The organism is Paenibacillus xylanilyticus (assembly GCF_009664365.1).
Lineage (GTDB): Bacteria > Bacillota > Bacilli > Paenibacillales > Paenibacillaceae > Paenibacillus > Paenibacillus xylanilyticus_A.
Genome location: NZ_CP044310.1, coordinates 1,537,405 through 1,551,356, shown reverse-complemented (window position 1 = coordinate 1,551,356; position 13,952 = coordinate 1,537,405). Strand labels below are relative to the sequence as shown.

15 protein-coding genes are annotated in these 13,952 nt (G+C 48.9%); 3 read left to right on the top strand and 12 right to left on the bottom strand.

Features of this window, described 5'->3' with window-relative positions:
• Positions 1–22: 22 nt before the first annotated feature.
• The 4 genes from F4V51_RS06905 to cobD are packed head-to-tail and all read right to left on the bottom strand — an operon-like array spanning position 23 to position 3,607.
• Entirely contained in the window at positions 23–670 is a 648-nt protein-coding gene (locus F4V51_RS06905) for a histidine phosphatase family protein (RefSeq protein WP_153977393.1), read from the bottom strand.
• A complete protein-coding gene (gene cbiB, locus F4V51_RS06900; protein ID WP_153980596.1) occupies positions 661–1,641 on the bottom strand; it encodes an adenosylcobinamide-phosphate synthase CbiB in 981 nt (326 codons plus the stop codon). The genes F4V51_RS06905 and cbiB overlap by 10 nt, the downstream gene beginning before the upstream one ends.
• Positions 1,642–1,682: 41 nt before the next feature.
• Positions 1,683–2,480 (bottom strand): adenosylcobinamide amidohydrolase, encoded by a 798-nt coding sequence (locus F4V51_RS06895; RefSeq protein WP_153977392.1) that lies wholly within the window; start codon positions 2,478–2,480, stop codon positions 1,683–1,685.
• Entirely contained in the window at positions 2,480–3,607 is a 1,128-nt protein-coding gene (cobD, locus tag F4V51_RS06890) for a threonine-phosphate decarboxylase CobD (protein ID WP_153977391.1), read from the bottom strand. Before cobD ends, F4V51_RS06895 begins: the two co-directional genes overlap by 1 nt.
• Before the next feature lie 211 nt (positions 3,608–3,818).
• Between cobD and F4V51_RS06885 the strand changes: the two genes are divergently transcribed.
• On the top strand, positions 3,819–4,820 hold the full coding sequence (locus F4V51_RS06885) for a lipoate--protein ligase (protein ID WP_110821339.1): 1,002 nt from the start codon (positions 3,819–3,821) through the stop codon (positions 4,818–4,820).
• Between the two features lie 242 nt (positions 4,821–5,062).
• Positions 5,063–5,866, top strand: a complete 804-nt coding sequence (locus F4V51_RS06880; protein ID WP_095289219.1) for a Cof-type HAD-IIB family hydrolase — start codon at positions 5,063–5,065, stop codon at positions 5,864–5,866.
• A 90-nt stretch (positions 5,867–5,956) separates the two neighbouring features.
• Here F4V51_RS06880 and F4V51_RS06875 read toward each other — a convergent pair.
• The 4 genes from F4V51_RS06875 to F4V51_RS06860 all read right to left on the bottom strand — a co-directional run bounded on the left by F4V51_RS06875 (position 5,957) and on the right by F4V51_RS06860 (position 9,174).
• A protein-coding gene (locus tag F4V51_RS06875; RefSeq protein ID WP_153977390.1) for an IS3 family transposase occupies positions 5,957–7,311 on the bottom strand; the annotation gives its coding sequence in 2 pieces (ribosomal slippage) (positions 5,957–6,858 and positions 6,858–7,311; 1,356 coding nt in all).
• Between the two features lie 116 nt (positions 7,312–7,427).
• Positions 7,428–7,838, bottom strand: coding sequence for a hypothetical protein (locus tag F4V51_RS06870; RefSeq protein WP_153977389.1), 411 nt, complete (start codon positions 7,836–7,838; stop codon positions 7,428–7,430).
• 24 nt (positions 7,839–7,862) lie between these two features.
• Positions 7,863–8,198, bottom strand: a complete 336-nt coding sequence (locus tag F4V51_RS06865; protein WP_153977388.1) for a hypothetical protein — start codon at positions 8,196–8,198, stop codon at positions 7,863–7,865.
• A 37-nt stretch (positions 8,199–8,235) separates the two neighbouring features.
• Positions 8,236–9,174: a DMT family transporter gene (locus tag F4V51_RS06860; RefSeq protein ID WP_153977387.1), complete on the bottom strand. Its 939-nt coding sequence runs from the start codon at positions 9,172–9,174 to the stop codon at positions 8,236–8,238.
• Positions 9,175–9,294: 120 nt separating this feature from the next.
• On the opposite strand from F4V51_RS06860, the gene F4V51_RS06855 reads away from it, so the two are divergent.
• Entirely contained in the window at positions 9,295–10,719 is a 1,425-nt protein-coding gene (locus tag F4V51_RS06855; RefSeq protein ID WP_236146707.1) for an aminotransferase-like domain-containing protein, read from the top strand.
• 158 nt (positions 10,720–10,877) lie between these two features.
• Here the strand turns inward: F4V51_RS06855 and clpP are convergent, their stop codons facing one another.
• The 4 genes from clpP to F4V51_RS06835 all read right to left on the bottom strand — a co-directional run bounded on the left by clpP (position 10,878) and on the right by F4V51_RS06835 (position 13,928).
• Positions 10,878–11,462 carry an ATP-dependent Clp endopeptidase proteolytic subunit ClpP gene (gene clpP / locus F4V51_RS06850; RefSeq protein WP_153977386.1) on the bottom strand — a complete coding sequence of 195 codons (585 nt, stop codon included), beginning with the start codon at positions 11,460–11,462 and terminating at the stop codon, positions 10,878–10,880.
• A 17-nt stretch (positions 11,463–11,479) separates the two neighbouring features.
• Positions 11,480–12,349 (bottom strand): RNA polymerase sigma factor, encoded by an 870-nt coding sequence (locus F4V51_RS06845; RefSeq protein ID WP_153977385.1) that lies wholly within the window; start codon positions 12,347–12,349, stop codon positions 11,480–11,482.
• 158 nt (positions 12,350–12,507) lie between these two features.
• Positions 12,508–13,290 carry an MBL fold metallo-hydrolase gene (locus F4V51_RS06840; protein ID WP_153977384.1) on the bottom strand — a complete coding sequence of 261 codons (783 nt, stop codon included), beginning with the start codon at positions 13,288–13,290 and terminating at the stop codon, positions 12,508–12,510.
• 188 nt (positions 13,291–13,478) lie between these two features.
• Positions 13,479–13,928 (bottom strand): hypothetical protein, encoded by a 450-nt coding sequence (locus tag F4V51_RS06835; protein ID WP_236146706.1) that lies wholly within the window; start codon positions 13,926–13,928, stop codon positions 13,479–13,481.
• Positions 13,929–13,952 lie beyond the last annotated feature (24 nt).

Here is a 13,952-nt window from a genome sequence, read left to right as displayed (position 1 = left end):
TTGCACATCCTTACAACCCGATTCACGGAAAAGACACCCTGCTTGAAACCCAGCGATTTCCGCTTTTTTCAAGCCGAACCTTAATGGCTTGCCCCGGAATGACCTGCGTATCCCAGAATCCCAGTTCCGGTATGAGACGTGACATGGCATACCGAATGACACCGCCATGGGTAACAACGGCAATCGCAGGAACATAATTTTCTTCGATATGTTCCTCTGGCGAAACGGACACAAGACACTCCTTCACGAAAGAGTCGATCCGCGCAGCAAAAGCCTGCCAAGGCTCGCCGCCCGGTGGCGTCACATCCTGCGGTGCATCAATCCAATTCCGGTAGAGCGGATTGCCCTTGAGCTCATTGTAAGTCATCCCTTCCCATTGCCCAAAATCAATCTCACGCAGACGCGGATCATACTGTACTTGTCCTGCTTGTACCGGAGCAATTCGTTCCACGGTCTGCCGGCAGCGCAGCAGATCACTGCAATATAGCGCATCCCATGTGATTCCGCGAATGGACTCGCGAAGCGGCGCCAGTTCCCGCTCTGCATCCGGCAGGAGACCGATATCGGTATGTCCGAGATATCTCTTTTCCACATTCCAAGAAGTTGTCCCATGACGGATAAACACGATCTCCCGCGCTCCTGTTCCATGCTTCCCGGATTCTACTTCCATAACAGCGCACCTCCAGCTGTCCAGATGCCGAACGTTACCAGCCAGCATAACAGCACAAAAGCTCCCGCCGACCAGAACATCAAACGCGTGGTCCGCACGATATCCTCTGCTTCCATTAGCCGTGTCTGATCGCCCATATAGGCTCGAAAAGAAGCCACACCGTGATAGACGTTATGCCCGCCAAGCCTGATGCCCAGCGCTCCCGCAACGGCCGACTCCGGGAATCCACTGTTCGGGCTGGGGTGCAATCGGGCATCCCGGCGAACCATGCGTGCAGCACCTTTTGCGTTCAATCTCATGAACCATGCACCCGTAATGAGCAGCAAGGCGGTAAGCCGCGCCGGAATCCAGTTCGCCCAATCATCCAGACGAGCAGAGGCCCAGCCGAGATGCAAGTACTTTTCATTTTTATAACCAACCATGGAATCCAGTGTATTGACGGCCCGATAGGCCATCGCAAGCGGAGCACCGCCAATCAGGGCATAGAACAGCGGTGAAACGATGGCATCCACGATATTTTCCGCTACAGTCTCCACAGTTCCCCTCACCACTTCCGGTTCATCCAGATGTGCTGTATCCCGCCCCACGATCATGCCGAGTGAACGTCTAGCCGCAGGCCAATCCCTTTCTCTCAGATGACGATACACTTCCATGCCTGCATCCTTCAGTCCTTTGGAAGCAATGGTGGTGGCAATCAGTACCACTTCAGCGATAACGGCAATCACTGGGTGAACAAGTCCCAGGATGTACAACACTCCCCAAGTAAGCACAAATGCACCACCAGCAATGACGATCGGAAAAAGCATCCCTGCCCGTTTAAGCCCCTGATCACTGCTCACTCGTTTTCTGATGGTCCGCTCCAGTGCAGAAATTCCTTTGCCCATGCCAATCACCGGGTGGGGAATCCAGCGCGGATCTCCTATGAGGCGATCCAGTATGTATGCTGCCAAAATAATCCATGCCCCTGTCATTCCTGCCCATATGGGCCAGTCTGCCCACTGACTCAGAGATATCATCGCTTGCTATTCCTCTCTTTCCACGCCTGTCCAGCTTGTAAACTTTCGGTAACGGCATCATAGACGACACGCCCAATGCCTGCCCCAATTACTGTGGCTGTACCCGCGTAAGAGATCAGTGGTTTACCCTTCACCTGACTTGTGGCCAGCACAATGGCATCTGTCGTCGTTCCTGTTGCAGTCAGTCCGTTTTCCGAATCCATTACACCGCAATCCGAGAGCGCTGCCGTTTTGGCTTCCACCGCTGTCTGAACGGCATTGACCATGGCTCCGGGCGTCATGCGGCCGTTGATCCATAACATGATATTAATGGTACCGGGAGTGTAGGGTGACTCTGCTGCTATTCCCTCTGAGCTAGTTATGTTCCCTGCAGCATCAAATACGGTTCTTGCGGAACCTGCCCGGGCAGCATTGGATACACCTGCCGTCGTACAGCACAAGATCCCTGCTTCATCGCCCACATATTCCTGAACCGATGTGTGCTCAAGCTTAACGGCTGTCAGTAATCCGGCACACGTTGTTGTGCGTTCCTCCCATCCTCTCAGGAGGTCTGCAATATCACGCGGCGGGTCGTCACAACGATAATGCCTGTCTACATAAATATTGAATATGCGATCCAGCTCGATCATACCCCCGCCGTACACAGCACTCGAAATGGCACTTACCCGGTTAGGGATGGCTGCTCGAATATGGCGTTCATGTGCGCTGATGGTTAACCCGGGCCATGCAGAAGAAGTATATTCATTTGGCTCTGCATTTGCATGGGTAAAGTACTGAAAGAATGGCAATGCCATTACTCCACCCCCTCACCCGTTGGCACCGGATTCATTTGTCCGCTCACACTTCTCATTTCGTTCACCAGACGAAGATTCGACTTCGCGTCCTTCACCGCCAGTCGGATATGTCTGTCCCCAAGTCCAGGGTACATGGCACAGCTTCGGATCAGAATTCCCCGCTCCCCCAGAGCCGCCTGTATGGTTGACGCTGTCCATGGCTGCGGCACACGTGCCAGCAGGAAGTTCGCTTCCCCGCGTGTCACTTCGCATCCACAGGCCTTCAGGCCGGATGCCAGTTTCTCTCGTTCAAGCGCCACCTGTTCCAATGTCTCCCGTTCAAAAGCTTCCCCGCTGCTTAGACAGGCTTCTCCCGCGATTAGTGCCAGTCCGTTGACACTCCAGGTTACCTGTTTCTCCGTCATGGCACGAATCAGATCCGGGCGTGCCATCGCATAGCCAAGCCGAAGACCCGGAACGGCATAGAACTTGGTCATCGAGCGAATGATGATCACCTGCGGGTAAACCTGTAACCGGGAAGCCAGGGATTGTCGCTGCGTTTCAGGAATGAAATCCATAAATGCCTCGTCGATCACCAGGACCGTATCTGTCTTCTCGGCATGACGGGCCAGCCGCTGCAATACTTCAACTGGATACTGTACTCCATTAGGGTTATTCGGCTGTCCAAGAAACAGCAAGTCCACCTGTTCCATCAGCCTCTCGATATCTTCAGGAGCTGCTCGCCATTCAAGCTCCTCCTTTCCCAGAACATGATGCATTTCAGCCCCAAATTGCTTGGACAAGGAACGATACTCCGAGAACCCCGGTTCCACAGTGCCCACCTTCCGGGGAGAGAGTCCGAGCAGGATCAGAGCCATGCTTTCCGCAGCTCCATTCCCTATAGATATATATTCCTCTGACAGGCCGAGGCGTTCGCCAAGCAATGATTTGAATGTCCGATGTGCAGGATCAGGATAACGAAGTATCGCCCGCATCCCTTGCTCCAACGCCTTCAGAACGTCCTTGGGTGGACCCAGAGGGTTAATGTTTGCACTAAAATCAAGGAAATCCTCAGGACTCCCGCCAAATCTTGACGCAGCAGTCTCCACGTCTCCACCATGTCCAAAAACTTCAATGATACCGCTCATTTTGTCCGTCATCCTTTCTGCATGTCATTTTTATTATGGATGGCGTAACTGTCACGGGTCAATCCTGATTTGCCTACACCATCCATTCCCTGCTTCAATTCCTTTGTGTCCAATCGACAATTCGATTACAATAGAAGAGGAATTTTGATTCGCAGACGCAACACTACATAAGGGATCATCGTCCCTCACATACATTAATGGAGGAATGACCATGCTGTTTGTTGATAACCAGGGCATTACAGATCCTTCTGTAAACCTCGCGATTGAGGAATACATTTTGAAGCATCTGCCGATGGATGACAGCTATCTGCTGTTTTACATTAACCGCCCTTCCATAATTATTGGAAAACACCAGAATACCATCGAAGAGATCAACATCGAATATGTTCAGGATAACGGTGTACAAGTTGTACGTCGTCTCTCTGGAGGCGGCGCAGTCTACCATGATTTGGGCAACCTCAATTTCAGTTTTATTACCAAGGATGACGGACAATCTTTCCACAACTTCCGCAAGTTCACCCAACCTGTCGTGGAAGCTCTGCAGGAGCTGGGTGTGAATGCCGAGCTGACCGGACGCAACGATCTGCAAGTCGGGGAAAAGAAAATCTCGGGTAATGCCCAGTTCTCCACCCGCGGACGCATGTTCAGTCACGGAACGCTCATGTTTGACCTTAATCTGGATCATGTTCAGGCATCCCTGAATGTTAATCCCGAGAAATTCAAATCCAAGAGCACCAAATCCGTACGCAGCCGGGTCGCCAACATTCGGGATCTGATTGACAGCAATCTGACCATTGAACAATTCCGGGACGAGCTGCTGCGCCACATCTTCCGCATGGAGCCGCAGGATGTTCCCCAATATGAACTCACGGAGAAGGATTGGGACAAGATCAAGGAAATCTCCGCTGAGCGTTACAGCAACTGGGACTGGAACTATGGGTTGTCTCCGGAGAGCAATGTGAAGCATACCCGCAAATTCCCTGTCGGCATTATCGATCTGCGCATGAACATCAAGGACGGACGAATCGAGGATATCAAAATCTTCGGTGACTTCTTCGGTGTAGGCGATGTGGCGGATATCGAAGATATGCTGCGCGGCAAGCGTTATGAGGAATCCGAGGTGCGCACGGCACTTGAGGGCCTTGATGTGAAACATTACTTCGGTAACCTGGAGCTGGAGGACTTTATCGGCCTCGTTTTCCTAGAAGAATAGATTTAGATGTAAGTATAGTTTTAGAACGAATTCCATTATTACACTTTAACGGGAAAAGCAGAATCAATCTGGAGAAACAAAGCGTTCGTCTTTATCCCTGGATTTCCCCCTTTACATAAGGGACTCAAAGAAATCTAGGGATAACAGTGATCGAAAGATAATTCTGCGTTTGGAGTGATCTGGTGTAATGATGGATCCATTCGTTCGTGTTTATAGATACAGATAAAAGGAGAGAAACTCAAATGGCTTACAAATTAATGGCAATTGACATCGATGATACCCTCATCAACGACAACAAGGAAGTAACTCCTGCAACACAAACGGCATTGGAGCAAGCGGTTGCTCATGGTGTAGTCGTTACCCTGGCAACAGGACGTGCCTATGCTTCTGCACAAGCACTTGCTCGCCAAACGGGATTGAACGTGCCAATCATTACGTATCAGGGTGCTTTGGTCAAAAACCTGCTGGACGAGAAAGTACTCTATGAGCGCTATGTACCGCAAGACGCTTCCCGCAAATTGTACGACTACTGCCTGGAGAACAATCTCCATCTTCAAACGTACATTGATGACAAACTGTATGCTCGCGAAGAGAACGACAAACTGCGTGATTATGCGAAGCTGAATGGTACCCAGTACCATATCGAGCCGGACTTCATCAAAGTTATTGAACAACAAACACCAAAATTGCTTATCATCGATGAGCCAGACTATCTGGATAAAGTGGCCGTTGACCTGCGTGAATTGCTTGGACCAGAAGTCCATATCACCAAGTCCAAACCATACTTCCTCGAGATCATGCATCGCGAAGGAACCAAAGGACATGCCCTTACCTTCCTGGCCGATCACTTTGGTCACCAATTGAGCGAGTGCATTGCAATCGGTGATTCCTGGAATGACCATGAAATGCTGGAAGTTGCCGGCCTTGGCGTGGCCATGGGTAATGCAATCCCTGCTCTCAAAGAGCTGGCAGATTACATTACGGCAAGCAACAACGAAGACGGCGTAAAACAGGTCATTGAGAAATTTGTGCTGAACGCGGAGTAACACGATAACGCTAAGCATACGGTAAAACAAAAACAGCCCCGGGTAGCGAATAAATGAAGTGACCCCTAAAAGTTAGACACGGTTATTTCATTAGGCAGCTTGATTAAAATGAGTTCGGTATTCTACCGGGCTCATTTTAAATTTTGCTTTCATTCGTTTCGTGTTGTAGTATTCGATATATTTTTTAAGTTCTTTTTTGAAATACTCTAAGCTTTCAAATTCCTTCAAATAGAGGAATTCTGATTTCATTATCCCGAAGAAATTTTCCATCACTGAATTGTCGTAACAATTACCTTTACGAGACATACTTTGTACAATTCCTCTAGATTCAAGCTTTGTACGATAGGGCTTCATTTGATAGTGCCAGCCTTGATCAGAATGCATCAGTAGCTGATGGTCCTCTGGCAAACGTTCTAAAGCTTGATCTAACATCTCTGAAACAAGGGAATACGTTGGCCTTGAGCCAATGGTATACGTAATAATTTCCCCATTAAATAAATCTAGTACAGGCGATAAATAAAGCTTCTCACCAAATAATTTAAACTCAGTAATATCGGTGACCCACTTTGCATTAGGTACTTCCGATGTGAAGTTTCTATTTAAAATGTTTGTTGCGATTTTACCTATCGTACCTTTGTACGATTTATATTTTTTCATGCGTACTAAGCACTTTAAACCTAACTCTTTCATAATGCGCTGGACCCTTTTATGATTCACTTTTTGCTGGCGATTCGCTAGTTCATCACAAATGCGTCGATAGCCATAACGACCTTCATGTTCATCATAGATTGCTTGAATCTCCACTTTTAAGTCCAGATCTGGATCTAGTTGATCCAACTTCTTTACTACATTGTAATACGTGCTACGTGGGATTTGTGCGAATGCTACAAGCGCCTTCACTGGGTACTTCTGCCTTAATTCATAGATGACCTTTACTTTGTCTTTCTTGGTGATTTTTTTTTGCTTTGAACTAAGGCATTTAACTTTTTTAAGTATTCATTTTCCATACGTAGACGTTGGATTTCTGCTTGAAGGGCTTCTGTAGAGTCTTCAGTTCGTGTTGGCTTTGTTGGTTTACTGGATTTTTTCTTCAAGGATGGACGCCCCTTTTTCTTCGAAATGAGCGCATCTAACCCTACCGTATTAAGCTTTATCCTCCACGTTCGAATTAATGCTGGAGAGGAAATATTAAAGATGACTGCAGCTTCGTTAGGAGATATCCCCATTTCGTTCATATTATTAAGTACGTCCATCTTAAACTGCATAGTGTAGGAAGTATAGGACTTTTTAAAGGCGGCTAACCCGTGATACTCAGCTTGTTTAATCCACATCCGTACAACTTCTTGATTCGCCCCAAGTGAATTAGCAATTTCCCTTACACTTTCCGATTTGCTTTGATATCTAATAACTGCATCCATTTTTTGTTCGTTTGTAAATTTAGCCATAGAAAAACTGCACCTCCAATTGTTGATAATGTCTAACAATTGGGGTGCAGTTCAAAACTCGCTGAACCAGAGGCTGTTTTTGTTTTGGTTTTATCTTCGGAATCATAGTATCATTACTATTGATATCGGGAATTCAACCATATTTTGCGAAAGTAACCCAATAATGAATTGAACATTAGAAATACCAGAGCTCCGACACCAAACAGCAATGCAATCATAATCGATTCGCTATGGGGACCTTTAATCTGCAGAAGCATTGCCAAGATGCCTACGACAGTACCAACAAGAAAATAAACGACTGTTTTCGATATCCCGCTTTTTCGCTTGAGACAACGGTCCAACACTGCCATGAGCGGCAAACCTGCAAACAGATAGAATGCCCACAAAATCAAAAAAACAGTCAGGAACTGATTGCGGAAAGGCACCATTACTGCTGCCGTTTCAACTTCATTCGGATAGCGATCCACCCAGGCAGCAAGGAGCGAGAGAGTAAATGCCGAACAGATCGTTGCGTAAAATTTGATCATGCTGCTCTCCCCTTTGACCTTCTTTTATCGATCTTGGCCGTCATATGAACTTCGTATGTTGCTTCCGTACTGCTCATCAAACTCACGGTTCCGTTCCCGGATCTCTTGTATCGTCTTCCCCATGTTCATACCCGGAATCAGACCTGTCAACAGAAGCACCATGCCAACAGTAAACAATAAGATCGCCACAACCAATCCAATGAGGCCACCTGTCTCGGACACAGCTTCCAAATAACGTCCCCATCTGGTGGACCAGACAGTCACTAAAGGAATGTGTATAACAGCAGCAATATGAATAATGCCATAAAGGACAATCCCCGCGGACAGAAATATTGCACCGAGTCTTTGTCTGTTCAACATGATTCCTCACCTCATTCCTATGTAAAAAAGGTAATACCTATTTTACCACAGGTTTGGAAGTTTGCACCAATGAATTGGTTCGTTTACCTCTCTTCAGCCAGCTCATCACTTTCTCATTCATCGCCAGCAAACCGGATACCACAAGCACAACACCGATCCAGGTGATCCAGCTTACATGTTCACCATACACAACCGCTCCAAGACCGACCGCAATCGGAGGAGAAATGTACAGCCAGGTTGCCGGGAACAGCGGGTTCGTACGTGACATGATCCAGTAGAACAGGCTATGCCCTACCATTGATCCAATCACCGTCAAGTAGATCAGGGACAAGATCGCCGGAGCCCAATCAAGTGTAGACGTGCTCCACGATTCCGTCACTGCCGAGAGCCCGGATAACAGCAATCCCCCATACATCATCTGTACGGCATTAATCGCTACGGGACTTGCTTCCTTGAACTGATTGATCACCTTCTTGGAGTACAGGGCGCCTGCTGAATAGCATACTTCTCCCACAAGTACGGCGATACACCCCCATAACCACAGTGAACTTCCACCAATGGATACACCGGGTAAAACGACAAGCACAACGCCTCCAAAACCGATCAGGCAGCCTGCAATCATGCGGGCAGAGGTTTTCTGCCGCAGCAAAGCAGTCTGCATTACCATAATCATCAACGGCCCGGTAGCTGATAAAATAGCCCCAACGCCTGAGCTGACATATTGCTCTGCCCAATATAACGTGGCAAACGTACCGAAGGTCAGCCCTGCTCCGGTCAGGAGCATTTCTTTTCTCCACAGCAGGGACAGATTGACCTTCCCTTTCATCCACATCCATGCAAACATCAATGCCCCTGCAATGATAAAACGTAATCCGGCCGATAGAAAAGGCGGCATGCCTGCCTCGACCCCAATTTTAATCGCCAGGAACGTTGTTCCAAAAATAAGACACATTACTGTAAATGCTGCTGCAACCATGCTAGCCCCTCCTTCATCTGCTCTCCATCATATAGCACTGTCTACAGAACAGAATGACGAAAACAGAACAGAATCTACTCATTTCCTGTTACAATAGAGTCCAAAAGGAGCGTGAGTCGGGTGGGCAAAGCCATGTTGATGACAGATAACAGCCTTAAACTATATGAACAGGTGGTTCATTATCTCGTGGTGCGTATTGAGGCGGGAGAGTGGGCGGAACATGAAAAGCTCCCTTCGGTGCGAAGCCTGTCCGAGCAGCTCGGTGTACATCGGCTTACGGTGTTCAAAGCCTATCAGGAGCTGAAGGAACGCGGGAATGTGTACGTGAAGGACAAGTCCGGTTATTATGTCAGTCCTGCTGACCCGTCGCCTGTAGCGGACCAGGCAGATGACCCTGCTGTATCCGCCTGGCTGCACTGGGACTCACTCGCGCGCGTGCAGTCCCTTGAAGCCGAATATCAATTTTCGAAGTCACTGATTGATCCTGCCCTGCTCCCTAACCGTTACTGGGGAGAACTCATGCGGGATTTGCTGGATCAGTATCCCCGGCTGCTCGGTACATATTCAACCATTCAGGGTGATATGGAACTGCGTAGTGCGCTGGCAAGCCATCTGACACTGAAAGAACGATTTTACATTTCAGCGGAAGAAGTACTCATTACTACGGGAGCCCAGCAGGCCATTGATCTGATCTCCCGAAGCCTGGTCAGACCAGGCGACCGTGTCCTGATGGAAAGGCCGACCTATGGCCCTGCCATGGAAATTTTCCGCAAACAGGGTGCACGCCTGATCTTCACGGATATACACCCGGCGGGTTATGATCTGGAACAGATTGAGCATCTGATGAAGACGGAGAAGCCCCGCGTATTTTACATGACGCCAACCTTCCAGAATCCGACCGGTATTAATATTCCAACCGAACAGCGGAAACAGCTTCCCGAACTTGCCGAACAATATGGATGCTTTCTCGTTGAAGATGACAGCACGTACGATATTTATTTCAAGGAGAAACCTCCGGCGCCAATCTTTACGTACGATACGACAGGACACACGCTCTACATTCGCAGCTACAGCAAATATGTTGCTCCGGGTCTGCGTATTGCGGCAATAATGTGCCGTCCCCGGTTTATGCCAGGACTGCAGGCGGTTAAAGCACTGGCTGATAACGGAACTCCCCTTCTGAACCAGAAGTTGTTTCTCCGTTACTTTCAATCTCCGCGCATGCATCAGCACCTGTCGAAGCTGCGTACCGCCATACAATTACGGATGGAAGTCATGGAAAAGTGTTTGCAAGAAACAGACTGGAATTGGACCCGGCCTGAGGGCGGACTCAACATCTGGGCGGAGCTTCCGGAAGGCATCGATACAGGACGACTGCTTCACCAGTGCATGGAGCATTCTGTGGCGTTTGTCCCCGGAACGGTATTTGATCCTTCGGAAGCTTCCGCAAGTCGCAAGCTGCGTTTGTCCTTCTCCTATACACACGAACAGCAGATTCGCGAAGGAATGAACAGACTCATGGAACTAGTTAAAAGGATGGATTAGCTCCCGGATGTTTCCACTAATGAACGGAAAACCACAATGGAATTACAATGGCATTACAGTGGAATTACAATAAACGAATCAAAGAGAAGAGCCCGGAAGATCATATGACCTTCCAGGCTCTTTAGATGTTTTAAGGTGTAAATTATACGGCTGCTTGCTTAATCTGTTCTGGATATGACTTTGTCCACCAGTCCATATTCCACCGCTTCCGCTGCGGTCAGGAAATAATCGCGATCCGAATCTCTCTCGATGCGCTCCAGTGGTTGGCCCGTATGGTTCGCTAACAGCTCGTTGAGCCGCTGGCGGTGCTGAATGATTCGGTTGGCATGAATTAGCATATCCGATGCCTGCCCGCGCGTACCCCCATGGGGTTGATGGATCATAATCTCACTATTTGGCAGAGCGAACCGTTTTCCTTTAGTTCCACCGACCAGCAGAATCGTACCGAAACTCGCGGCCATGCCAGTGCAGATCGTTGAAATATCCGGCTTCACAAATTGCATCGTGTCATAGATTGAGAATCCGGCTGTAACAGATCCACCCGGACTGTTGATGTACATCTGGATATCCTTTTCGGGGTCCTCTGCGGTCAGAAACAGAAGCTGGGCCACAATGGCATTTGCCATCTGATCCTCAATCTCCCCGGACACCATAATGATTCGATCTTTCAGCAAACGTGAATAAATATCATAGCTCCGCTCACCGCGGGCTGTCTGTTCAACTACATAAGGTACATGGTTCATGCCTGTCGCCTCCCGGTTTACGCAACCATGAGAGCGGCACATCCTCCTCCATACATCATTGAAGTCATGCCGGAATTGGAATATCCGTACATCATTGGCTGCGTTGATGAAGACGGCAAAGACTGCTGCAGAATCGTTCCTGCCACGGCCACCGGATCATCCGTACGGTTCAGGCACAGATCAATCAGACGCGCCGTATCTCCACTGCGAAAAGCCATCAAATAGCTTCGCAGCTGTTCTGCGCTCACTGAATCTTCATCTGCGCCACTCACTGCTTCGCCTTCCGTTTCCAGGCGGCTTCGTCTGACGCGTTCCAGAGCAGATCTGGCGCGATTCAGCGCGGCTTTGACCGCTCCTTCCGATGTATCCAGCATCTCCGCAGTCTCTGCCGTCGTGTAACCCATTAAATCACGTAATATATATATCGCTCGCTGCCACGGCGGCAGCTCATTGACAAGGATCTGAACAGCAGACTCGATCTCCTCGAATCGCTCCTCCTCCGCACATTCTTGCATAAATGGTTTCAGGCTATCCAATTTGCAAGCGAGCTTCTCCCGCTTGCGAATGACGTCAATCCATGTGTTGCGCGCAATCCGGATCAGATAGGCTTCCCAGTTCATCTCTTGCTTTGTATTACAGGACTGCATAGCCGAAGAAGCCAGCATTTTTACGCAGGTATCCTGAACCAGATCCTCGGCCTCCCAGGTTGAACCGGTCAGAGACAGACAATAAGCGTAGAGACTGCTTATCAGATCCGGCAGTACACTTTCCATCATCTGTTCCACGCTGTATTCAGCTTGATGACCAGTCTGGGTAGTTGGCTTGAGTTGGTTACGATGATCATGTGGTCTGTTGATTCTGCAATCCACGGACTTCACAAAGGCCATGTTTGGGGCCCCCCTTTGTTGGTTCCTGATTGATCTTGCTTCATGTCATGCTTTTTCGATGACTTGCTCTTGTGGTCTTACACTATGTAAACGAAGAACCTCCGGTAAAGGATACGCTCTTCTGTATTTATTTTTTTATATTCCAAATAGGTTCTAACTTAAACGCTGCCCAAAGGTACCTTCATGCCTGTAGCTGCCAGCGTAATACCTGGATCCAGATCGTAGTTTTGCTGTACATCCACGTCATGAGACATATGGGTAAAATAGGTGCGCCCCGGTTTCAGTTCCCGCAGCAGCGCCTGCGCCTCACGCATGTCGTATACGGATCGTGTGGAGAATTCCGCAAGCTCATGGACAAAGCTCGTTCCGAGCACCAGCAGATCCAGCCCGTGCAGCGGCTTCTTCTCTGCTTCCTTCAGATCGATGGCATCCGAACAATACGCCCAGCTGTACCCTTCCCGCTCAAGCCGATATGCATAGGAATAACCGTTTTTACCATGGCAGACCTTCCAGGAGTGCACGTTCCAACCGCCAAGCTGGATATCATCGTCCGTTTCCATAAAGTTCATGTGCGCGCTTAGCCAAGGAAATTGCCCCTGAATGGTTGTGATTACTTCGCGCGGTGCGTACAAGCTGCCCTTAACCCCCAGCCAGCGGCAGGCATCCGCCCATTCCGGCAAACCTCCAATATGGTCAAAATGCGCATGTGTCACCAATACTGTATGAACCATACGCAATCCCTGATCCTCCATCTGTGATCTCCAGTCTGGTCCGCAGTCAATCATAAACGGTTCGGATGTACCATCTGAATGGATCAGAACAGAAGAACGTTTACGCTGGTTGATCCCGGTCAGACGGGCCTCCGTACAGACTGCACAATCACAGTATACACGCGGTACGCCCATGGCATCCCCGGTTCCCAGAAATGTTAGCTGATTCAATACAGTGATCCCCTCTCTATCCGATGCTGTACTTTCCAAGAAGTTCTGTTTCCTAAATTGTATATCCTCGCCCCCTGCTTTTGCAAAAAAAAACTCTCCCTATGCAGTTCCAATCCTGCAGTAGGGAAAGCCTGATCTCTGACTACATGTAGTCAGCGTATGTAACTTCGACTTGGCCCGCTTGTCGCCTAGACCAAGGCACGTAATTTCAAGGTCAATTCCTGACCCTCGGGCACATCTCTCGAATCGGTAATGACCCAGTTTGATGCCAGGCGCTTCGCCAGCACTTCTGCCTGCTCCGGCTTCAACTTCAGGCCGGTTACTACGCCCTCACCGACCGTGAAATCACGCTCCGGTCGCAAACCAAAAGCTTTCTCGATCCAGATACCCAGCCCGCCCCGGGTATTGAATGTAATTCGGTAGCCCTCTTGAACGGCTGCCTCCAGATTTTCTCCATGCTCCTCCGCATACGAGATAAAGTCATCATACCTGTAGTGCTCTTCGGAAACCGCATCAAAAGCAGCCACGTCCTTGGCCTTGATAGCCTGTAGTATTTGGTCTTCAGGCATGCCTTTGCCACGGGCCTGTTCCAGGCGAATGGCCGTACTTTGGGATAATTTGATCTCTGTACTCATCATCTCTCACCTTCCTGTTCATCCATT